This is a genomic window from Rhodococcus sp. UYP9, from assembly GCF_040547235.1.
Taxonomy (GTDB): Bacteria; Actinomycetota; Actinomycetes; order Mycobacteriales; family Mycobacteriaceae; genus Rhodococcoides.
Map to the genome: position 1 here is coordinate 71,716 of NZ_JBEPPH010000003.1, position 21,332 is coordinate 93,047.

At 63.0% G+C, this 21,332-nt stretch carries 19 protein-coding genes; 8 read left to right on the forward strand and 11 right to left on the reverse strand.

Going from position 1 to position 21,332, the window contains the following annotated elements; all coding sequences use genetic code 11:
* Nucleotides 1-7: 7 nt before the first annotated feature.
* Nucleotides 8-517 (reverse strand): hypothetical protein, encoded by a 510-nt coding sequence (locus ABIB36_RS10020; protein ID WP_354571565.1) that lies wholly within the window; start codon nucleotides 515-517, stop codon nucleotides 8-10.
* A 385-nt stretch (nucleotides 518-902) separates the two neighbouring features.
* On the opposite strand from ABIB36_RS10020, the gene lexA reads away from it, so the two are divergent.
* Nucleotides 903-1,601, forward strand: a complete 699-nt coding sequence (gene lexA, locus ABIB36_RS10025) for a transcriptional repressor LexA (RefSeq protein WP_084348973.1) — start codon at nucleotides 903-905, stop codon at nucleotides 1,599-1,601.
* A gap of 81 nt (nucleotides 1,602-1,682) precedes the next feature.
* Here lexA and ABIB36_RS10030 read toward each other — a convergent pair whose 3' ends face one another.
* The 3 genes from ABIB36_RS10030 to ptsP all read right to left on the reverse strand — a co-directional run bounded on the left by ABIB36_RS10030 (nucleotide 1,683) and on the right by ptsP (nucleotide 5,987).
* The gene (locus ABIB36_RS10030) at nucleotides 1,683-2,825 is read right to left on the reverse strand and encodes an acyl-CoA dehydrogenase family protein (RefSeq protein WP_084348972.1); all 1,143 of its coding nucleotides are present in this window, start codon (nucleotides 2,823-2,825) and stop codon (nucleotides 1,683-1,685) included.
* A gap of 136 nt (nucleotides 2,826-2,961) precedes the next feature.
* Nucleotides 2,962-4,227 carry a uracil-xanthine permease family protein gene (locus tag ABIB36_RS10035; protein WP_354559623.1) on the reverse strand — a complete coding sequence of 422 codons (1,266 nt, stop codon included), beginning with the start codon at nucleotides 4,225-4,227 and terminating at the stop codon, nucleotides 2,962-2,964.
* A 29-nt stretch (nucleotides 4,228-4,256) separates the two neighbouring features.
* Nucleotides 4,257-5,987 (reverse strand): phosphoenolpyruvate--protein phosphotransferase, encoded by a 1,731-nt coding sequence (gene ptsP / locus ABIB36_RS10040; protein ID WP_084348704.1) that lies wholly within the window; start codon nucleotides 5,985-5,987, stop codon nucleotides 4,257-4,259.
* 144 nt (nucleotides 5,988-6,131) lie between these two features.
* Between ptsP and ABIB36_RS10045 the strand changes: the two genes are divergently transcribed.
* From ABIB36_RS10045 to ABIB36_RS10060, 4 genes are read left to right on the forward strand one after another with little or no spacing between them, the layout of a single operon-like run.
* Complete coding sequence (locus ABIB36_RS10045; RefSeq protein WP_084348703.1) at nucleotides 6,132-6,899, forward strand: DeoR/GlpR family DNA-binding transcription regulator; 768 nt, start codon at nucleotides 6,132-6,134, stop codon at nucleotides 6,897-6,899.
* A complete protein-coding gene (locus ABIB36_RS10050) occupies nucleotides 6,896-7,918 on the forward strand; it encodes a 1-phosphofructokinase family hexose kinase (protein WP_084348702.1) in 1,023 nt (340 codons plus the stop codon). Before ABIB36_RS10045 ends, ABIB36_RS10050 begins: the two co-directional genes overlap by 4 nt.
* Nucleotides 7,919-7,928: 10 nt before the next feature.
* Nucleotides 7,929-9,962 (forward strand): PTS fructose transporter subunit IIABC, encoded by a 2,034-nt coding sequence (locus tag ABIB36_RS10055; RefSeq protein WP_084348701.1) that lies wholly within the window; start codon nucleotides 7,929-7,931, stop codon nucleotides 9,960-9,962.
* Between the two features lie 37 nt (nucleotides 9,963-9,999).
* Nucleotides 10,000-10,257 (forward strand): HPr family phosphocarrier protein, encoded by a 258-nt coding sequence (locus tag ABIB36_RS10060; RefSeq protein WP_084348700.1) that lies wholly within the window; start codon nucleotides 10,000-10,002, stop codon nucleotides 10,255-10,257.
* 12 nt (nucleotides 10,258-10,269) lie between these two features.
* On the opposite strand, the gene ABIB36_RS10065 is transcribed toward ABIB36_RS10060, so the two are convergent.
* From ABIB36_RS10065 to ABIB36_RS10085, 5 genes are all read right to left on the reverse strand, one after another.
* A complete protein-coding gene (locus ABIB36_RS10065; RefSeq protein WP_354559619.1) occupies nucleotides 10,270-11,202 on the reverse strand; it encodes a hypothetical protein in 933 nt (310 codons plus the stop codon).
* A 115-nt stretch (nucleotides 11,203-11,317) separates the two neighbouring features.
* Entirely contained in the window at nucleotides 11,318-12,700 is a 1,383-nt protein-coding gene (gene hflX, locus ABIB36_RS10070; protein WP_502944889.1) for a GTPase HflX, read from the reverse strand.
* Between the two features lie 351 nt (nucleotides 12,701-13,051).
* Nucleotides 13,052-13,921: a diaminopimelate epimerase gene (dapF, locus tag ABIB36_RS10075; protein ID WP_084348697.1), complete on the reverse strand. Its 870-nt coding sequence runs from the start codon at nucleotides 13,919-13,921 to the stop codon at nucleotides 13,052-13,054.
* A 39-nt stretch (nucleotides 13,922-13,960) separates the two neighbouring features.
* The gene (miaA, locus tag ABIB36_RS10080; RefSeq protein WP_084348696.1) at nucleotides 13,961-14,863 is read right to left on the reverse strand and encodes a tRNA (adenosine(37)-N6)-dimethylallyltransferase MiaA; all 903 of its coding nucleotides are present in this window, start codon (nucleotides 14,861-14,863) and stop codon (nucleotides 13,961-13,963) included.
* Complete coding sequence (locus tag ABIB36_RS10085; RefSeq protein WP_179142415.1) at nucleotides 14,860-15,597, reverse strand: class III extradiol dioxygenase subunit B-like domain-containing protein; 738 nt, start codon at nucleotides 15,595-15,597, stop codon at nucleotides 14,860-14,862. The genes miaA and ABIB36_RS10085 overlap by 4 nt, the downstream gene beginning before the upstream one ends.
* A gap of 223 nt (nucleotides 15,598-15,820) precedes the next feature.
* On the opposite strand from ABIB36_RS10085, the gene ABIB36_RS10090 reads away from it, so the two are divergent.
* Complete coding sequence (locus ABIB36_RS10090; RefSeq protein WP_084348695.1) at nucleotides 15,821-17,290, forward strand: DUF349 domain-containing protein; 1,470 nt, start codon at nucleotides 15,821-15,823, stop codon at nucleotides 17,288-17,290.
* Nucleotides 17,291-17,297: 7 nt separating this feature from the next.
* Here the strand turns inward: ABIB36_RS10090 and ABIB36_RS10095 are convergent, their stop codons facing one another.
* Together ABIB36_RS10095 and miaB are read right to left on the reverse strand one after the other, a co-directional pair.
* Nucleotides 17,298-17,903, reverse strand: coding sequence for an Rv2732c family membrane protein (locus tag ABIB36_RS10095; RefSeq protein WP_143542232.1), 606 nt, complete (start codon nucleotides 17,901-17,903; stop codon nucleotides 17,298-17,300).
* Nucleotides 17,891-19,408 carry a tRNA (N6-isopentenyl adenosine(37)-C2)-methylthiotransferase MiaB gene (gene miaB, locus ABIB36_RS10100; RefSeq protein ID WP_179142414.1) on the reverse strand — a complete coding sequence of 506 codons (1,518 nt, stop codon included), beginning with the start codon at nucleotides 19,406-19,408 and terminating at the stop codon, nucleotides 17,891-17,893. The genes ABIB36_RS10095 and miaB overlap by 13 nt, the downstream gene beginning before the upstream one ends.
* Nucleotides 19,409-19,629: 221 nt before the next feature.
* Here miaB and ABIB36_RS10105 point away from each other — a divergent pair, with 221 nt between their 5' ends.
* Together ABIB36_RS10105 and ABIB36_RS10110 are read left to right on the forward strand one after the other, a co-directional pair.
* On the forward strand, nucleotides 19,630-20,358 hold the full coding sequence (locus ABIB36_RS10105; RefSeq protein ID WP_179142442.1) for an amino acid ABC transporter ATP-binding protein: 729 nt from the start codon (nucleotides 19,630-19,632) through the stop codon (nucleotides 20,356-20,358).
* Between the two features lie 73 nt (nucleotides 20,359-20,431).
* A complete protein-coding gene (locus ABIB36_RS10110; protein ID WP_354559615.1) occupies nucleotides 20,432-21,265 on the forward strand; it encodes a glutamate ABC transporter substrate-binding protein in 834 nt (277 codons plus the stop codon).
* The last annotated feature ends 67 nt before the right edge of the window (nucleotides 21,266-21,332 follow it).

The window sequence follows — 21,332 nt, forward strand, 5'->3', positions numbered from 1 at the left end:
CGCTGCATCACTGGCCCGAGTCGGTGGCCGTGAAGACATCCTGACCCGCAGTACCGACGAATCCACCGTGCTCCACGACCGTGACAGCACCCGCTGAACCGCCGTCGAGATATCCGGCGCGTAGATTCGCAAGCCCTACCAAGCCCAGAAGAACAATGGCTGTGATCAGCACACCCGCGACCGTGGCGGTCCACGACAGTGTCTGACGCGGCGCCTCGTCGTCGAAGCTGTGATCGGCGGAGCTGTGATCGATGACCCGGTTGCCGCGGTCCTGTTGCGCGAGAGCGTGAAGGTAGCGTCGACGGTCGAGTGACGCGCAAGACGTGCGCGGGCGAGAAGTGCGGACGGACGAGGCCGAGCGCATTGTGCGATCGAGGGTATCGCGACCGTCTGTACCCCGACCTGCTACTGCGCGACTGGTGAGAGCACTGCGGCGCTCTGTAGTGATGCTCATCGGAACCTCCACTGCGGTGTACAGATCGACCGTGGTGATGCTCGCGACCGACGCGATTTTCACCTCTATTCGATCAGGCGTTCGATGAACGCTTGTTCGAAGTTCTATCACGCGAGTCGGACAATGTCAGCAGAAGTTGCGACACGGATCGAACAGATGTTTGATCGAACAGGGTTTTCGGGCTAGATTCGTGTCAGAAACCACACGTCACATCCACACCACGCGTTCGGGCCACTCGATCACACGAGATGCCCGGCAGGGGAAGGCGATGCAGGAGGATGCACGAATGAAAGAAGAGACCTCGTCAGGGTCACCGAAAGCCACGGGCAAGGCGAGCGGGAAGACGAAGACTACGTCAGTGAGCGCAAAGACGCGCGGAAGTGCCACCGGTGGAAAGGTCACAGCGCAGGCTGCCAAGACTACCGCCACAACCGCCAAGGCGCCTTCGGTGCCGACGGCGAAGGCATTCGAAGGTGAGGGCACCGACATCAATGCAGGCCTGACCGAACGTCAACGCAAGGTTCTCGAGGTCATCAGAGCTTCGGTGACCGAGCGTGGTTATCCGCCGAGCATCCGGGAGATCGGGGATGCGGTCGGGTTGACGTCGACCTCGTCGGTCGCTCATCAACTTCGCACGCTGGAGCGCAAAGGCTTCCTCCGACGTGATCCGAACCGCCCACGCGCAGTGGATGTCCGCGGACTCGACGAGGTTCAGGCAGACCACGCAGCAGCCGTAGCCGACGGCTCGGCGCCTGCGGAGGATCAGCTGCCGACTCCGACGTTCGTTCCGGTACTGGGACGAATCGCTGCCGGCGGTCCGATTCTTGCCGAGCAGGCGGTCGAAGACGTTTTCCCTCTCCCCCGCGAACTGGTCGGCCAGGGTTCCCTGTTCCTGTTGAGAGTGGTCGGCGAGTCGATGATCGAAGCAGCGATCTGCGATGGCGACTGGGTGGTGGTTCGGCAGCAGAGTGTCGCCGACAACGGCGACATCGTTGCGGCCATGATCGATGGCGAAGCCACGGTGAAGACATTCAAGCGCACCAAGGGTGAGGTGTGGCTCTTGCCGCACAACCCGTTGTTCGAACCGATCCCGGGCAATGACGCAGCTATCCTCGGCAAGGTTGTCACGGTCATGCGCAAGCTCTGATCAGCGAGTTCGTAGAGCGAAGGGCCGCAACTTCAGGTTTCGAGGTTGCGGCCCTTCGCTGTATCGATCGAGAGGTGAGTACTAGAGATTCAGTCCCCGCCCGATGATTTCCTTCATGATCTCGGTCGTTCCGCCGTAGATTGTCTGCACCCGAGAGTCCATGTAGGCCTTGGCGATCGGGTATTCCTTCATGTATCCGTATCCGCCATGCAGTTGCAGGCAGCGGTCGATGAGACGCACCTGGTTCTCGGTGGTCCACCACTTGGCCATAGCGGCTTCCTGAACTGTCAGCTTGCCGTCGTTGAGCAGTTCGATGAATTTGTCGACCATGATCCGTGAGGCCGTCGTCTCGGTTGCCAACTCCGCCAGCACGAATCGTGTGTTCTGGAATTTGCCGATGGACTTACCGAAGGCCTTGCGATCACGGCAGTACTGAATTGTCATGTCGAGCGCCGACTCCATGGCGGCTGCTGCGACGACCGCAATGGACAGTCGTTCCTGAGGCAGGTTCTGCATCAGGTAGATGAAGCCCATCCCCTCCTCACCCAGAAGGTTCGCGGCGGGCACGCGGACGTCGGTGAAGCTGAGTTCGGCTGTGTCCTGCGCCTTCATCCCGATCTTGTCGAGATTGCGTCCGCGTTCGAAACCGGGCATGTCGCGCTCGACGACGAGCAAGCTGAATCCCTGCGCACCCTTGTCGGGGTCGGTGCAGGCTACGACGATGACGAGGTCGGCATTGATTCCGTTGGTGATGAAGGTCTTGGACCCGTTGAGGACCCATTCGTCACCATCGCGAACGGCCTTGGTCTTGATTCCCTGCAGATCGCTACCGGTACCGGGTTCGGTCATCGCGATCGCGGTGATCAACTCACCGGAACTGAATCCGGGTAACCAACGCTGCTTCTGTTCTTCGTTCGTCAGATTGATGAGGTATGGCGCGACGACGTCGTTGTGCAGCGTGAATCCGATTCCGCTGTAACCGCCGCGGGTGGTTTCCTCGGTGACGATGGCGTTGTAGCGGAAGTCCTTGACACCGCCGCCGCCGTACTCCTCCGGCACGTCGGTGCCGAGGAATCCTTGCTTTCCAGCTTCTACCCACACCCAACGATCGACGAGATTCTGCTCTTCCCACTTGGAGTGGTTCGGCGCAACGTGTTGGTCGAGGAACTTGCGGTACGACTCGCGAAACATGTCGTGCTCGGAATCGAATATCGTGCGTTCCACTTCGGTCTCCTTCGAATTGCCAACCGGCGGCACAATGGGTCACCGCCGGTGAACTGACGTGATTCGAGCCTACGGCCGAATTGGTCACACGGTCGATGACCGAGCCGCGCGGAATCGGTGACCGAAGGTAGTGCCGCTATCGGCGCTGTGTGCGAGAAAGGGCGCGCAGCACGGGATAGCCGACCAAGATTCCGACCGATCCCCAGGCGATACCGCCGAGTTCCACCGACCCAACCGTCAGCGTCAGATCGCCGATGCCGGCAACGATGGCAGCAGCAACGACAACGAGGTTGACGGGATCTGTGAAGTCGACTTTGCTGTCCGACCAGATCCGCACACCCAGCAGCCCGATCAGTCCGTACAGAACCAGTGTCGCGCCACCGATGACTCCGTCCGGGACCGTGAATACCAACGCGCCGAATTTCGGCGAGAACGCGAGCACGACTGCCGTCACCGCGGCCACCCAGTAGGCCGCGGTCGAGTACACGCGGGTCGCCGCCATCACGCCGATGTTCTCGGCGTAGGTCGTCGTGCCCGAGCCACCCGCAGCACCTGCCAGCGTCGTCGCCAATCCATCTGCGATGAGTGCGTCTCCGGCGAGGTCGTCGAGTTTCTTACCCGTCATTGCCGACACTGCTTTGACGTGGCCGACGTTCTCGGCCACGAGAACGATGACGACGGGTAGTGCGATGAGTACGACGGACAATTCGAACGTCGGTCCACGGAATTCGGGAATACCGATCCACTCCGCAACGCGCATCGCGTCGAGTTTGACGTCCGAGATCTGCCCTGACACAGCAGCGAAAACCCATCCGACGATGACTCCGACAAGGATTCCGAGGCGTCCGAGCAGTCCCGGGCCTGCGACGGTCACCAGGAGGATCGCCGCGAGAGTCACCGCGGCCACGAGTGGCTGCGCCTCGAACGACGACGTCGCTGCGGGAGCGAGGTTGAGTCCGATGAGAACGACGACCGCACCTGTGACGACGGGAGGCATCACCGCTTCGATGAGTCGTCCGCCCGCGAACTTGACGACCAATCCGACGAGTGTCAGCACGACGCCCACGGACATGACGGCGCCGAGTTGCGCGGCGGGGCCGCTCGCCTGTGCCGCACTGAGTGGTGCGATGAAAGCGAACGAGGATCCGAGATAGCTGGGGATGCGCCCCCGCGTGATCACGAGGAACAACGCGGTACCGATGCCCGAGAACAACAGGGTCGTGGTGACGGGAAATCCGGTTACCGTCGGAACGAGCAACGTGGCGCCGAACATGGCGATGACGTGCTGCATACCGATACCCACGGTTCGCGGCCACGACAGGCGCTGGTCCGGTGCCACAACTGCCCCTGCCTCGACGTTCTTGCCGTTGCCGTGCAGGGTCCATCCGAATTGTCTTCTCACGGGTTCGAATCCTAGGGCCTGCCGCTTCGTCACTCGTTCAGGATCGACGCTGCCGCCTCGCGTGCCGCCGTGGCACTGTCGGTCTTCGACGCGACCGCGGCCGCGCGCTGGCACTGCTCGAGCGTGACCGTGGACAATTTCGCCCCTACGTGTGCGACTGCGGCAGACGCAGCGGACAGTGACGTGACACCCAGGCCCACCAGGACGCACGCCAACAGTGGGTCGGCGGCGGCCTCGCCGCATACTCCAACCGGCTTGCCCACGGCCATACCGGCCTTCGCGGTGTGAGCGACCAGCGCGATGACCGCCGGCTGCCACGGATCGGTCAGCGATGCGAGTTGGGAGGACATCCGATCGGCGGCCATTGTGTACTGCGCCAGATCGTTCGTTCCGATCGACAGAAACTCCACATGCTCGAGAATGTGCTCGGCGAGCAACGCCGCGGCCGGGACCTCGATCATGACGCCCGGAGTCAGGCCCCTCTCGCGGACGTCGGCGGCGAATGCAGCCGCTTCGGCCGCGGTGGCAATCATGGGGGCCATCACCCAAGGACTCGAATTGGTGGCCGCAGCGGCCGCAGCGATCCCGTCGAGCTGACGATAGAGAATTCCTCTGTCCTGCTCAGCGATTCGGATGCCACGAATACCCAGTGCAGGGTTGGCCTCGTCCGGATGATTGGCGAAGCGCAAGGGCTTGTCCGATCCGGCGTCGAGGGTACGAACGACAACCTTGTGTCCGGCGAACGCATCGAGCACTTGACCGTAGATTTCGGCCTGCTCATCGACGGTAGGTTCCGAGTCGCGGTCCAGGAAGCACAATTCGGTGCGAAAGAGTCCGATCCCGTCGGCGGCCGTCTTCCTCGCTGCGCGAGCTCCCGCGCCGTCCTGAACGTTGGCAAGGATGTCGACTCGGTGGCCGTCGGCTGTGACTCCGGGCCCTGTCCATTGGGACACCCGATCCAATTCGTCTCGAGCCGAGTCCACCGAGGCTCTCGCGAGGGTCGCATCGGGCTCGAGCACGATATCGCCGGTTATTCCGTTCACCAGAGCGCGAGCACCTTCGGTAACGTCGTCGAGCCCCGTGACCGCCACGACGCACGGGATACCGAGCTGGCGCGCAATGATCGCGGTGTGACTTGTCGGTCCACCGAGCGATGTTGCCAGTGCGAGAACCAGACCCGCATCGAGTCCCGCCGTGTCGGCAGGCGCCAAATCGTCGGCGAAGAGCACAGAGGGCGTCTCGGGAGTCGGAACCCCAGGCTCGGAAATCCCCAGTATCTCGGCGATAACGCGGTCGCGGATGTCACGCAGGTCGGTCACCCGCTCGGCCATCAGTCCGCCGAGCTTGGTGAACATGGCGATGAACTGCTCGGTTGCGGCGACTGTTGCCGAAGTTGCGAGAGCGCCCTTCGCGATGAGTTTCTCGGCGGCGCCAATCCAGCCTCGATCCTGGGCCATCGCCGCATTTGCCGAGAGCACTTCCGACGCTGCTCCGGTGGCCAGTTCCGCACGGGCACGCAGTCTCGCCGAAACATTCGCCGCGCTCGAACGGAAACGTTCGAGTTCGGTTCCTCGCTCCGCCTCGTCGACGACAGTTGTGTCGACGGGGACGTCAGGACGCTTGCCCGGGCGGATGACCGGGCCGTATCCGACACCCGGGACTACCGGTGTTCCATGCAGAACCGACGAGCCCGACAGCGTCAGGGCTTCTCCTGCAGCCGTGGCACCTTCTCGTGTATCGGCTCGAAGCGATCCCGCCATGCGTCCTCCTCGGTTTCTGGAACAAGTGTGGTCTAGCTCGTAGATCTACTACTGATGTGACTGAGATTACTCTTTGCTCTTGACATGTCAACACATACGGGCGTAAAACAACATAAACCAACAATAGTTCGGAGGGAGGCGCAGGTGTACGCAGAAGAGCGCCAGCAAGCAATCGCCGAGGTGATCAGCAACCGCGGTCGAGTCTCCGTTTCAGATCTGTCGACCACATACGGCGTGACGACCGAGACCGTTCGACGCGACCTTGCCGTCCTCGACCGCCTCGGGGTTGTCCGAAGGGTCCACGGTGGAGCAGTACCGGCATCGGCCTTGACCGCCACCGAACCGGGCGTCGGCGAGCGTGAGTACACGCGGGCCGAGCAGAAGGACGCAATAGCGGTCGCAGCTCTTGCCTACCTCCCGCTCAACGGGGGTAGCGCCGTGTTCGATGCAGGAACCACCACCGGTCGACTCGCCGCCCTTCTCAGCAACGACCGCGAGCTGACACTCATCACCAATTCGGTTCCCATTGCTGCTCGGGTCGCACCACTGTCGGGGGTGAGTCTTCGCGTTCTCGGCGGTCGAGTCCGCGGTACGACACAGGCCGCCGTGGGCGAGGAAGCGTTGTCGGCGTTGGAATGGCTGCGCGTCGATGTGGCATTCATCGGGACCAACGCACTCAGTGTGGGGCACGGGTTGTCCACGCCCGACAGTGACGAGGCCGCCGTGAAACGAGCGATGGTGCGCACCGCCAACCATGTCGTCGTGCTGTCGGATTCATCCAAGATCGGCCGCGAGCACCTCGTCAGCTTCGGTCGCCTGGACAACATCGACGTTCTGATAACCGACGACGAGATCGACGAAACGGATCGTAAAAGTTTGACCGACAACGGAATCGAGGTCGTGATCGCATGATCGTCACACTGACAGCCAATCCGAGCATCGACCGGACAGTCGTGCTGGACTCCGAACTCGTCCGCGGCGGGGTGTATCGAGCGCGGGCATCGGTCAGCGATCCGGGCGGAAAGGGGGTCAACGTGGCCCGGGTCCTGACCTCGTCCGGTGTGCAGGCGATGGCCGTCCTACCTGCAGCGCCGACGGATCCGCTCCTCGCTGCGTTGGAGGCGAAAGACGTCCGTTACTGCGCTGTACCGACGAGCGGACCGGCTCGAACCAACATCACCATCAGCGAACCTGGTGGAACAACGACCAAGATCAACGAACCTGGGGCAACCCTGACCGTAAACACTCGGCAGGAATTGTTCGATGCCGTTCTCGATCTGGGCCGGGACGCCGCATGGGTCGTACTGTCCGGATCGCTTCCGCCCGGCATCCCCACCGACTGGTACGCAAGCATCGTGCGGGCGCTGCGCAATACACAGTCGAAGGTAGCGGTCGATACTTCCGACGCGCCGCTCCTCGCGCTCGCTGCTTCGTTCCCCGGTTCGGCTCCGGACGTGGTGAAGCCGAACTCCGAGGAGCTGGCTCAACTCACCGGAGCGAATGCCGAAGAATTGGAACGCGCTGCGGCGGCGGGCGATCCGACGGCCACGGTCACCGCCTGCCGGATACTCCTTGATCGTGGAGTCGGTGCGGTACTCGCGACGCTCGGTAGCGCGGGAGCGGTACTCGTCTCCGCCGAGGGCGCATGGTTCGCGACCCCACCTCGGATCGAGGCCCTCAGCACCGTGGGGGCGGGCGATTCATCGCTTGCCGGCTACATTTTGGCCGATATCGAACGATGCTCGGGTGCGGACAAACTCCGCCGAGCCGTTGCCTACGGCACAGCAGCTACCGCTCTGCCCGGCACGACGTTGCCGACACCGGAACAAGCTCGCCCTGAATCGGTGACAGTGCGGGCGCTCGATTCACCGCCCACCAGCTCGACTATCCCCCCGACCTCATCCCCCACCCGTTCGTCGACACACTCCTAGGAGCGAAGTCATGTCCACACCAACCAGTGATCCCGCGATCATCGCGGAGGAGCTCATCCTCCTCGATGCCGATCTCGGCGCCTCCAAAGATGCTGTCATCGAACGACTCTCGGAGCTACTCGCCACAGCCGGTCGTGCGACCGACGCGGCCCCGCTCCGCGAAGCGGCCCTGGCTCGCGAGGCTCAGTCCGCTACCGGCTTACCAGGCGGGATCGCCATCCCACACTGCCGTTCAGAGGCAGTCACCTCGGCATCCCTCGGTTTCGCACGGCTCGATCCCAAGGTCGACTTCGGAGCACCCGACGGTCCTGCAGACCTGGTGTTTCTGATCGCCGCCCCCGCGGGTGCCGGCTCAGCCCATATGAAGCTGCTCTCCAGTCTGGCTCGCGCCCTGGTCAAGCCAGAGTTCGTCACCGCGCTTCGGGACGCACCTTCGCCGGCCGACATCGTCGCACTGGTAGACGGCGTCATCAACCCGGCGGCAAAGACCCCTGCGAAGGCTGCGGCAACTTCCGTTCCAGAAGCGTCGACCCCGGCGGCCACCCCTAGTGCCGCCAAGCACATCGTGGCGGTGACGGCATGTCCTACCGGGATTGCCCACACTTATATGGCTGCTGACTCTCTCGTCGCCGCCGGTGAGCGCGCTGGGGTCACCGTGCATGTGGAGACGCAGGGATCGAGCGGTAGCACTCCCCTCGATCCGGCTTTGATCGAGAGCGCCGAGGCCGTCATCTTCGCCACCGATGTCGGCGTCAAGGGCAAAGAACGATTCGCGGGCAAGCCCGTCGTATCCTCGGGTGTCAAGCGCGCGATCAACGAACCCGACGTCATGGTGACCGAGGCATTACGTGCCGCCGAAGATCCCGATGCCGCACGAGTTTCCGGAACTGCGGCAGCAGCGGGATCGGCCAGCACCGGCGCAGGTGAATTGGGCTGGGGCACACGCATCCGGCAGATCCTGTTGACCGGCGTCAGCTACATGATTCCGTTCGTCGCAGCGGGTGGTCTGCTGATCGCTCTCGGCTTCCTGCTGGGTGGATACGAGATCAAGGATGTCGCCGAGGACATCGTCGTCAACAACTCCCTCACCTCGCTTCCCACCGGCGGGCTGACCGCGTATCTCGGCGCAGTACTGTTCCAGATCGGCGCGTTGTCGTTCAGCTTCCTGGTGCCTGCACTCGCCGGCTACATCTCGTATGCCATCGCCGACAGACCCGGTCTTGCGCCGGGCTTCACGGCAGGCGCTGTCGCCGTGCTCGTCGGTGCGGGCTTCATCGGTGGTCTCGTCGGCGGTCTGATCGCAGGCTTCGTCGCACTGTCGATCAGTAGGTGGAAGATCCCGACGGTTCTCCGCGGTCTCATGCCTGTCGTCATCATTCCACTGTTCGCCACGTTGATCGTCGGCGCCATCATGTTCCTCGTGCTCGGCAAGCCGCTTGCCGCCATCACCAGCGGACTGACCAACTGGCTCAACGGTCTGACCGGCAGCTCGATCATCATCCTCGGCATCATCCTCGGCCTCATGATGTGCTTCGACCTAGGCGGACCGGTCAACAAAGCTGCTTACGCGTTCGCCACCGCAGGTCTTTCCGTCACCGACACCGCGTCGCTTCGCATCATGGCCGCAGTGATGGCGGCAGGAATGGTTCCCCCTCTTGCTCTTGCCCTGGCGTCGGCCGTCCGCCCCAAGATCTTCACCGAGGCAGAACGCGAAAACGGCAAGGCTGCATGGTTCCTCGGTGCTGCATTCATCTCCGAGGGCGCCATTCCGTTTGCCGCAGCAGACCCGCTGCGCGTCATCCCGTCGATGATGGCAGGTGGAGCGGTCACAGGCGCTTTGGTCATGGCGATGGACGTGACACTCAGTGCGCCACACGGCGGAATCTTCGTATTCTTCGCCGTCGGCGGCATCCTGTGGTTCCTGGTCGCCCTGGCGGCAGGCACGATCGTCTCGGCAGTGCTGGTCATCGCAGCGAAGCAGTTCGTCAAGGGCAAGAACTCGCCCACCGAGGCAGAGCTCGACCCCGATCTCGTCACCGCCTGATCGACCACCCCCGCTACACACAACCAAGGAGCACTCCATGCCCAGCACCACAGTCACCGTCGGATCGTCCATCGGCCTGCACGCGCGCCCCGCAGCCCTCATCGCGGACGCCGTTGCCGAAGCAGGCGTCGACGTCACCCTCGCGGTGGAAGACCAGGAGCCGGTCGACGCCGGATCCGCACTGATGATCATGACCCTCGGCGCCACCAAGGGGACCGACGTAGTCGTCGAGAGCGAGGATCAGGCAACACTCGACAAGATCGTGGCGCTGGTCGCCGCCGATCTGGACGCCTGACGTCCCTCCGCGTCACCGGCGGCGTGCAGCCCTGACGCCGTAGGCGACAGACAACATAACGAGAACACCCGCGACGGCCATCGCACCGAGTACCCATCGGTTCTTCGATTCGGCCTCGGTGCCGGCCGTCGCGAGTTGTGTATCGGTACGTTCGGCGGTCACCAGATCGGTTGCACCACGAAGCATCTGTATAGGGGGTAGCGGCCCGGCCGCTGCATCCGACGAGACTGCCTCTGACGCGACGAGTAGGTTTCCATCGGAATCGAAGGCAAGCGCCTCACCCTGGGGCTGCTGGGGCGCCGCGACAACGACGGGGTCGCTCCCGAGGGCCTCCACAATATTGCCGCCGTGGACGCCGAACAGGTAGAGATCGTTGTACGTTCGGATCGCGACAACGGTACCGTCAGCACTGGTCGCCCCACCGGTGGCCAAAATCGAACCAGCAACGAAGGGCGGACCACCGGGAGTTGCGGTGCGCTCGAAGGCCAACTCGCCCACCTTCCGCAGTGGCGTCGGACCTGGTGAAGACAACTGATCGACGGTCGTGTCACCGACAGGGACGTAGATCCCACTGACTCCGGAAAGCTCCTTGGTCACCACGACCGGCCGTCCCGACGGCTCTATCAGCAGCGTCTCCGCGTCGTGCGGTCCGTCCGGATACGTCAAACGATGCAGTTCACCCGCACCGGTCGAGGGATCCATACCGGTGATCGCGATGGTGTCGCGGCGCGCACGGTTGTCCCCGGTATCGGAAAGCCACAGGCGTCCACCGTGAGAGGCAAGATCTTCGACATCGTAGGGATCGACAGGAACGTCGAGCCAACGCACGACTACACATTGTTCATCGAGGACAGCCAACCGATGATCGGTACCGCTGTCGCCGATCGCATAGAGCACACCGTCGATCGAAGTCAGACCGGAAAGCTCTTCGAGGCCCGGATCCACGGGGCTGCAATATGTTTCGAATTGCGCGCTGCGAACCTCGGGTGCCGCACCCGCTGGTGCGGCCCCGAGGAGTACACACGAGAGCGCCCCCGCAATCACAATCGACCGCATCGACTCAGGCAGGAGCCACTGCAGCGTCGACGGCGAACTCGGCGAGCACCGAGGCGAGCGCTGTAGGCACCCGAGCCTCGACGCGTGTGCCGTCGGCCTCGTGCGAGGAATGCGTGATTCGGCCTTCGGTGTGGATCCGAGCGACGAGATCGCCGCGCGTGTACGGCACCAGAACGTCAACCTGCGCTTCCGGCCAGGCAAGGACTTCACCGAGATGATCGCGCAGCTCTTCGATTCCCTCGCCCGTCCGTGCAGAAACGAAGCGCGCTCCCGGGAACAAACCACGGAGTTGAGTCAACTGCACCGGATCTGCGGCATCGATCTTGTTGACCACGATCAGTTCCGGCGGCATCTTGGACTCGCGTTCCTTGACGACGTCCATGATCACCTCGCGAACTGCGGTGATCTGATCCACGGGAAGCGGATCGGAACCGTCGACGACGTGCAGCAACAGGTCGGCGTCCGTCACTTCCTCCAACGTCGAACGGAAGGCTTCCACCAGCTGGGTAGGCAGATGCCGCACGAATCCGACCGTGTCGGTAAGCACGATCGCGCGGCCGTCTTCGAGCGTCGACCTGCGAGAGGTCGGGTCGAGGGTGGCGAACAGTGCGTTCTGTACCAGCACGCCCGAACCGGTGAGCGCATTGAGCACACTCGACTTGCCTGCGTTCGTGTACCCGACGATCGCGATGGACGGCACGGTGCTCTCGAGGCGACGCTCACGCTTGGTGTCGCGGGCCTGCTTCATGCCCTTGATCTCACGGCGAAGTTTGGCCATACGCTCACGAATGCGTCGCCGGTCGGTTTCGATCTTCGTTTCACCGGGACCACGAAGTCCTACCCCGCCATTGCTTCCCGCCCGGCCACCTGCCTGACGAGACATGGACTCGCCCCAGCCGCGAAGCCGAGGGAGCATGTACTCCATCTGTGCGAACGCCACCTGCGCCTTGCCCTCGCGCGAGGTCGCGTGTTGAGCGAAGATATCGAGGATCAACGCCGTCCGGTCGATGACCTTGACCTTGACGACCTTCTCCAGTGCATTGAGCTGAGCCGGGGTCAGTTCACCGTCACACACCACGGTATCGGCGCCTGTCGCCACGACGACATCGCGGACCTCTTTGGCCTTACCGGAACCGATGTAGGTCGCCGCATCAGGCTTGTCGCGTCGCTGAACGAGCGCTTCCAGTACTTCCGATCCTGCAGTTTCGGCCAACGCAGCCAGCTCGGCCATACTGGACTCCGCTTGGGCTGCGGTGCCGCTGGTCCACACGCCGACCAAGACGACTCGTTCGAGCCGCAACTGCCGGTACTCGACCTCGGTGACGTCCTCGAGCTCGGTGGACAAACCTGCCACACGACGCAAGGCAGTACGTTCTTCGAGCTGCATGTCACCAGCGGATGGCGAAGACTCGTCGTCAGCGGGGAGCGGTGATCGGGCGAGTCGACGCGACCAGGCATCGGACTCCTGCCGAGTCCACGACGAACTTTGCTCAGCTCCACCGTCCTGCGCGGCGGCAGGCTCAGCGGAGTCGCGCTCAGCCATGTCCGGCCCAGAAGGGTGCTGCTCAGAAGGGTGCTGCTCAGTGAGGGATTGCTCAGTGAGGTTCTGCTTCACTGAATCCTGCTGTTCTGAATCCGTTATTTCGTCATTCCTCGAGTCGGAATCGCTATCGATTCGATGTGTGTTGGTCCTACACCGTCAATGATCCACTAAATCCCCAGCGCATGCACGTGAGATTCACGCACGCTCGCGCCACCACTGGTCATCGATGGTGCCGTTCGCCAACAGCACCGACGGCCCGCGAAGCGATGCCCCCTCGTCGTCGATCGACACCGTCACTTCGCCGCCTGGCACACCTACCACCACTCGACCGGAATCGAGACCCTCGTACGACAACGCTGCCGCTGCTGCTGCAACCGTGCCGGTCCCGCATGAACGCGTCTCCCCTACGCCGCGCTCGTAAACGCGCATGTCGACGCGACCGGATTGCAGTCGGGTAAGGATTTCGACGTTGGCCCCCGCGGTGAAGAAACCGCCGTCCAGTTCCGGAGGTATTGCCAGATCGAGCAAACGTAGTGAAGTGATGTCGGCGGCCGGGTCCACGCACGCAAGATGGGGATTTCCGACGTCGATTCCGATTCCGTCGTATCGGCGTCCACCGAGGGTCGTACTGCTGGCACCCATCAAGTGGACTTCGCCCATGCCGACGGTGACGTCCGCGGTGGTGTCATCGAAAGCGTGCACCGTGACCGGTCTCGCGCCGGCCCTGGAACCGACCACGAAACAGTCGCTCGATTCGAGGCCGTTCGCACGCAGGTAGTGCGCAAATACCCGAACGCCGTTGCCGCACATCTCGGCGATGCTGCCGTCACCGTTTCGGTAGTCCATGAACCAGTCCGTGGGTCCGACGCCCGAGGGCAAGCGGTCGAGGACCCCTGCATCGCGAAGACGCCCAGCGCGTGAGACCCGCAGTACTCCGTCTGCTCCGAGGCCCTGTCTGCGATCACACAGTGCCGCTACGCGGATACGAAGTAGCTCGATCTCGACATCCGGATCGTGCAGCACGAGAAAATCGTTCTGCGTTCCGTGCCCCTTGGCGAAATGCATAGCGCGAAGTCTACGGGTGTGCTGCTTTCAACCTCCGACCTAACCTCCGACTATGGCCAGTGCGGAGTCGCGCAGAGCTGGATCGGCGCCGTCGAGCCAGTCGATGCGCGGATCCCGACGGAACCACGATCGCTGACGACGGACATAACGACGAGTTCCGATGAAAGTCCGCTCGCGCGCGAAATCCAGATCGCACTCCCCAGCGAGATATTCGAGCACCTGGGCGTACCCGATCGCGCGCGGAGCAGTGACCCCCTCACGCAGTCCGACGCCGACGAGGTGTTCGACCTCCCCGACCAGGCCGGCTGAAAACATCAGGTCCGTCCGGGCAGCGATGCGCTCGTCCAATTCGGTCGTGTCCCGGTCGACCCCGAGAAGTTTCGTCCCCCAGCGCGGCTTCCCGATCTTCGGCGCGGACGCGGCAAAAGGCTTACCGGTGATCTCGACTACTTCCAACGCACGGACGAGCCTGCGGCCGTCGGTGGCCAGGATCGATGCGGCGGCTTCCGGGTCTCGCTCTTGGAGCGCTCGATACACCGCATCGGTTCCGCCGTCCGCCAGTATCTGCTCCCATTTCACCCGGACCTGCGGATCGGTGGCCGGGAACGTCCACTCGTCCAGCAAGGATTGGACGTACATCATCGAACCTCCGACGATGATGGGAACGCGGCCGCGCGACAGGATGGCGTCCACCTCCCTGGCAGCGGCATCCTGATATCTCGCGACTGTGGCTGTCTCGGTCACATCGAGGACATCGAGCAGATGGTGCGCGATGCCGCGCCGCTCGTCCAACGGCAGTTTTGCAGTACCGATGTCCATTCCGCGGTACTGCTGCATGGCGTCGATGTTGACGATCTCACCGTCCAATACCTCGGCCAGCTCGAGGCCCAGATCGGACTTCCCCGTCGCGGTTGGGCCGATCACGGCAATCGGCACCCTCACAACGACTCCCCAGACAACGACTCCCAAGTACCGACGAAATAACCGACGCCGAAAGGAGCGCCTCGGTAGAGTGTTCTCGGCCGCACCTCGCTCTCACCCACGATCCCTGCCAGGGTCTGCCACGCAGCAGTGCCTTCCACGCCGACGCCTGCACACAACTGTCGATCGAGCCCGGTAAGCGCATCGATATCGGCGTGTGCCAGCGCATCATCGATCTGTTTCTGTACCTCTTCCGCGCGTGGGTCGAAGGATCCGGGGGCCTTCGCCGTCAGCATCGTCGACCCGTCTGCCACCACCAGTAATCCCCACGGCTCCGTGCTGTCATCGATCGACTTTCGGAGTGCGCGGCCGATGCTCACACAGCTCTCGCGTGGCGTGTCTCGCCCTACCAGCTGCACATCGACAACCGCGTCCGGGGCACTGTGGTCCCGAATCCACCCCGCTACCAGCGCAGCCAAGGGAATGGTCGAATCGACCTCCGCCGTGGCGCCAGCAGGTGAGAACGCAACTCTCACATCGACCCCGTAAGCGGCGAAGCTTCCACGTGAGACCGAAGGAACGGTACGGGTTTCATCGTGCACACCCAGCGCAATCCAGCGGTCCGCGAGCGCACCCAGTACGACACCGGCCTCGAGCGTCGCGGTTCGAACCGCGAGCGCTTCCGAGACAGAGCGTCCGGTCAACTCGGGAACCAGGATTGGGGGCGACGGCACGATGGCTACTGCAGACAACACGGCGCCAACGCTAGTCGCTCGTATCCAGGTACCACCGACACGGCGGCGAAATGCCCGACGGCGACGCGTAGAAGCGTCTGACCTGTTTGAATGGTGAGCACGGTAGGCATCGAGTGTCGATGGTGTCCACTGCGTCGACGGTGGCACCGGATAGTCGGAGTGTGTCCACCGTGACTTTCAGCGCGATAGAGGCAGCCGTGACGCGCGGCAGAGATGAGGAACAATGTCCGATCTTGGCGACACCACCAGCGGAACCACCGAGCAGCCCGCCCAGACACCTGGAGCGAGCACCCCGACGGCCCCAACACCGACCAACCCAGCACCGACTGCCGCAACACCGAGTGCCCCGAAGCCAGGAGCACCCAAGCCTGGGGGCCCGAAACCGGGAGCACCCAAACCAAGGATCGACGGCGGGGTTGCCAAACCTCATCCGGTGTCTTCCCACGTCTCGTCGGTCGTCCCGACGATCGCACCGCCGAGCGATCCCAGCAAGTTCGGCCGAGTGGACGACGACGGCACTGCCTGGGTGAAGACCGCGGACGGCGAACGACAGATCGGATCGTGGCAGGCAGGAGACGCCGCCGAAGGTCTCGCACACTTCGGACGGCGCTACGACGACCTTTCCACCGAGGTCGCTTTGCTCGAAGCCAGGCTCACCGCGGGTTCCGGAGATGCGAAGAAGACGAAGGCAGCAGCCTTGGCCTTGCTCGAAACGCTTCCCACAGCCGCAGTGATCGGCGACATCGCAGGCTTGCACGACCGCCTGGAAATCGTCGTCGAGCACTCCGAGGCCGCTGCAGCCGTCGCGAAGCAGGAGAAGGATATCGAGCGCGCCGCGCACACTTCCCGCAAGGAAGAGTTGGCAACCGAGGCCGAGCAGATCGGTAGCGAATCCACGCAATGGAAAAATGCCGGCGACCGTCTCCGAGAAATTCTCGACGAGTGGAAGACGATCCGCGGAGTGGACCGCAAGGTCGACGATGCTCTGTGGAAGCGTTACTCGAAAGCCCGTGAAAACTTCAATCGCCGTAGAGGCGCTCACTTCGCCGACCTCGATCGCGAGCGGGGTGCCGCGAAAACTCGCAAGGAAGAACTGGTCGAGCAGGCTCGGGCCCTCTCGTCGTCGACCGATTGGGGTCCCACGGCCGCCGCCTTCCGCGATCTGCTCGTGGACTGGAAAGCTGCGGGCCGCGCGCCTCGCGACGCCGACGATGCACTGTGGAAGGACTTCAAAGCCGCCCAGGATGTGTTCTTCGCTGCGCGCAATTCTGCGGCGTCCGAGCGTGACGCGGAATTCGAATCGAATGCGACCGCGAAAGAAGAACTGCTCGCGAAGTACGGCAGCATGAATCCCAGTAGCGACCTCGATGGGGCGCGCGCGGCTCTGCGTGACCTTCAAGAGAAGTGGGACGCTCTGGGCAAAGTTCCGCGGGACAAGATGACGGAACTCGAAGGCCGCTTACGCGCCCTGGAAAAGTCGGTTCGGGACGCGGTCGACGCACAGTGGCGACGCACCGATCCGGAGGCGTTGGCCCGTGCCGCTCAGTTCCGCGAGCGCGTCGCTCAGTTCGAAGAGCAGGCCGCCAAAGCTCGAGCGGCAGGCAAGGACAAGGACGCCAAGCGTGCGCTCGAGCAAGCGCAGCAATGGCGCGAGTGGGCCGAAGCGGCAGAAGGCGCCGTCGGCGAGATGTAAGACGAAGTCAGAGCTTGCGGTCGGTCGGACGCCCGAGAATGGGTCCGCCCCACCGTGAGTTCTGCTCGTTCTCGGCCGCCGCGACGCGTCGACGTTCTTGTGCGGCCAACTGCGCGTTGGTTTTGTTCCACACGGCCTTCAGCCACTGGAACGTCAGGACGACCACCGCGATCCACGCGATGATGAGACCGATTCCGGGCCCGCCGCCCGTAGAGTCGGTCGGCAGTGTCTGCCTCGACCAGATCGACAGCATTCCGAAAACCGACGCTATTGCGCAGCCGCTGAGCGCTATCCACGCGAGTGCCCACACCCTGGTGACGAGGGCGAGGACCGAGAGCACCACGCCGAACACTGCAACGAACCCGACGAAGATTCGGGACGGCAACGCGATGGATTCACCGAGCCCCTTGTCACTGCCGGACAGGACGTCGAATCCGGTAGCAGATCCAGCATGCGGCAACACGAAAGTGACCAGCAACACGAGAACCAGTACAGCGACCACCACCGCACGCGCTCCTGGGTCGAGCACCGAATCGATCTTCCGCTCCGCGGTGTCGTAATCGGGTGCGCTGCCGTCTTCGCTGCTGGGCCTCGACTTGGTCATGCGCTGCATCCTGTCACTACGGGCGCTGGTGCCGGGACGCCGACAGCCGGCAAGCCCAACCCGACGCCGATGGGGGCCGTCTTCGGGAGTATTCCGCGTTCGTACGCATCACCGGCAGTGGTGCGACGGTGCGAGACAACGCCGGTGTCGGCGATGAGATGGTAAGGAGCGGCTGCGGTGATCGTCGTGGTGACGACGTCACCGGGCCTTATCTCGGCAACCTGGTGGTCCTCGGCTCGAAAGTGAACGAGTCGCCCGTCCCTGGCACGACCACTTTTGCGATGAGTGGCAGCATTCTTGCGGCCCTCGCCGGTCGCGACGAGCAGTTCTACTTCGGTGCCGATGAGCTCGCGGTTGGATTCGAGGACGATCTCCTCCTGCAAGGCGATGAGCCGTAGATAGCGCTCCTGCACAATCGCCTTGGGGATCTGATCCTCCATGTCAGCGGCCGGTGTACCGGGGCGCTTGGAGTACTGGAAGGTGTACGCGTTCGCGAACTTCGCTCGGCGCATGACCTCGAGAGTCTGCTCGAAGTCCTCCTCCGTCTCACCGGGGAATCCGACGATGATGTCGGTAGTGATCGCGGCGTGCGGCATCACTTCGCGCACCTTGTCGATGATCCCGAGAAATTTGCTCTGACGATAGGACCGTCGCATCGCTTTGAGAACTCGGTCCGAACCCGACTGCAACGGCATGTGCAACGTCGGGCAGATGTTCGGCGTGGTGGCCATCGCTTCGATCACGTCGTCGGTGAACTCGGCCGGATGCGGCGAGGTGAAGCGCACCCGCTCTAGACCGTCGATCTCACCACACGCCTTCAACAGTGCTGCGAACGCGCCGCGGTCACGTGGAAGTGCCGGGTCCGCGAACGAAGCCCCATAGGCATTGACATTTTGACCGAGCAGGGTCACCTCGAGAACGCCTTGGTCGACGAGTGCCTGCACCTCCGCAAGAATGTCTGCGGGTGAGCGGTCGATCTCCTTGCCGCGTAGCGCGGGGACGATGCAGAAAGTGCAGGTGTTGTTGCAGCCCACCGAAATCGATACCCATCCCGCGTACGGGGACTCACGCTTCGCCGGCAGAGTCGACGGAAAAGCCTCCAAAGATTCGAGAATCTCGACCTGAGCTTCGTTGTTGTGGCGAGCCCGCTCGAGCAGGACCGGAAGCGAGCCGATGTTGTGGGTACCGAACACCACGTCCACCCACGGGGCCTTCTTGACGACCGTGTCGCGGTCCTTCTGGGCCAAGCAGCCGCCGACCGCAATCTGCATACGCGGATTGCGCGTCTTGGCGGGCCGAAGCATGCCAAGATTTCCGTACAGTTTGTTATCCGCGTTCTCTCGAACAGCGCAGGTGTTGAAGACCACGAGATCGGCATCGGAACCTGTGTCGGCCGGCACATAGCCCGCCTCTTCGAGCAGACCTGCCAGTCTCTCCGAGTCATGCACGTTCATCTGGCACCCGTGCGTGCGAACCTCGTAGCTCCTCTGGGTCATCTGGTCACTCGTTTCCACACTCCCAGGGTACGGCCCGACGCGACCGTCCGGCGCCGGGGATACGCGAGATTCTCGATCCATCTCCTCGGGCTGAGTGCACCGACAGTAAAGTTTCCATTACATAATCGAAGAATGTCGCGTTAACGGCGTTGTCGACGACCAAACTACGAATAAGGTTCTGCCCTATGACGCATGCCACCGACGCGCCGGCTTCCGGTGCAGTTGCCGACCGGCCCTCCATGATCTCCCTGAAATCGGTAGACAAGCATTTCGGTGATCTGCACGTCCTCAAGGACATCAACCTCGAGGTCCCTACCGGCCAGGTCGTCATCGTGGTCGGACCGTCCGGGTCCGGGAAATCGACGTTGTGCCGAACGATCAACCGACTCGAACCCATCGACTCCGGATCCATCGAGGTCGACGGCTCGGTCCTTCCTGCCGAAGGCAAAGCGCTCGCTGCGCTTCGCGCCGACGTCGGGATGGTCTTCCAGTCGTTCAACCTATTCGCACACAAGACCATCCTCGAGAACGTCATGCTCGCGCCACTAAAAGTGCGCAAGCTCAAGAAGGACGAGGCGCGCAAGGCCGCCCAGGCACTGCTCGAACGTGTCGGCATTGCAAATCAGGCCGACAAGTATCCAGCTCAGCTCTCCGGCGGACAACAGCAGCGGGTGGCGATTGCTCGCTCACTGGCCATGAACCCCAAAGTGATGTTGTTCGACGAGCCGACGTCCGCTCTCGATCCCGAAATGGTCACCGAAGTTCTCGACGTGATGACGTCGTTGGCCAAGGAGGGCATGACGATGCTCGTCGTCACGCACGAGATGGGATTCGCTCGCAAGGCCGGTGACCGTGTCATCTTCATGGCCGATGGCGCCGTCGTCGAGGACACCGACCCCGACAGCTTCTTCACCGCACCGAAATCCGAACGCGCCAAGGACTTCCTGGGCAAGATTCTCGGACACTGACCGAAACTCGCTCTTTCTCGCCACACTCTCGTCGCACGTAACAACACGTGAAATCAACATGGAGGATTAACCAGTGAGAATTACTCGCTCGATCCGTCTAGGGGTCGGCATCGCCGCACTCGCCGTCGTCGCTACCGCCTGTGGCGGGGGCGAAGAAGCGCGCAACGTCAGCAGCAGCGCAGAGAACGGCAACCTGATCGTCGGCATCAAGTTCGATCAGCCCGGGCTCGGCCTCCGCAACCCGGATGGTTCCTTCAGCGGCTTCGATGTCGAGGTGGCCAAGTACGTCGCGGGCCAGCTCGGAGTGTCGGAAGACAACATCGAGTTCAAGGAATCTCCGTCCGCTCAGCGCGAGACGCTCATCCAGAACGGGGAGGTCGACTACATCGTCGCTACCTACTCGATCACCGATACGCGCAAGGAGAAGGTCGGGTTCGCCGGACCGTACTTCGTCGCCGGCCAGTCTCTGCTGGTTGCCAACGGCAACACCGACATCACCGGCCCCGATTCACTCAGCGGCGGCAAGAAGCTGTGCTCGGTCACCGGGTCCACACCTGCACAGAACATCGCCGACGAGTACCCAGGCGTTCAGCTCCAGCCGTTCGACACCTACTCGGCATGCGTCGAAGCACTACGCAACGGCGCAGTCGACGCAGTGACGACCGACGACATCATCCTCGCCGGTTACGCCGCTCAGTACCCGGGCGAATTGAAGGTCGTCGGCGAGCCTTTCACCACGGAGAACTACGGAATCGGCTTGTCCAAGGACGACACCGAAGGACGTAACAAGATCAACGACGCCATCGAGGAGATGGTGTCCAGCGGGGCATGGAAGACTGCGTTCGAGGAGACCGTAGGACCTTCCGGTTACCCGCTTCCGGCACCGCCGACCGTCGACCGCTACTGACGCTCGCCGACGTCGGGGCCCGGGCAACTGCAGTTCGAGTAGCCCGCCGCCCCGACGCCGGTCGAAC

What these genes read in the sequence shown, in the direction of transcription:
- ptsP (WP_084348704.1), bottom strand. Translation starts at nt 5,987, where the DNA reads ATGGCGGGATCGCTTCGAGCCGATACACGAGAAGGTGCCACGGCTGCA.
- ABIB36_RS10050 (WP_084348702.1), top strand. Translation starts at nt 6,896, where the DNA reads ATGATCGTCACACTGACAGCCAATCCGAGCATCGACCGGACAGTCGTG.
- ABIB36_RS10090 (WP_084348695.1), top strand. Translation starts at nt 15,821, where the DNA reads ATGTCCGATCTTGGCGACACCACCAGCGGAACCACCGAGCAGCCCGCC.
- dapF (WP_084348697.1), bottom strand. Translation starts at nt 13,921, where the DNA reads ATGCATTTCGCCAAGGGGCACGGAACGCAGAACGATTTTCTCGTGCTG.
- ABIB36_RS10060 (WP_084348700.1), top strand. Translation starts at nt 10,000, where the DNA reads ATGCCCAGCACCACAGTCACCGTCGGATCGTCCATCGGCCTGCACGCG.
- ABIB36_RS10105 (WP_179142442.1), top strand. Translation starts at nt 19,630, where the DNA reads ATGATCTCCCTGAAATCGGTAGACAAGCATTTCGGTGATCTGCACGTC.
- ABIB36_RS10055 (WP_084348701.1), top strand. Translation starts at nt 7,929, where the DNA reads ATGTCCACACCAACCAGTGATCCCGCGATCATCGCGGAGGAGCTCATC.
- hflX (WP_502944889.1), bottom strand. Translation starts at nt 12,700, where the DNA reads ATGCAGCTCGAAGAACGTACTGCCTTGCGTCGTGTGGCAGGTTTGTCC.
- ABIB36_RS10095 (WP_143542232.1), bottom strand. Translation starts at nt 17,903, where the DNA reads ATGCAGCGCATGACCAAGTCGAGGCCCAGCAGCGAAGACGGCAGCGCA.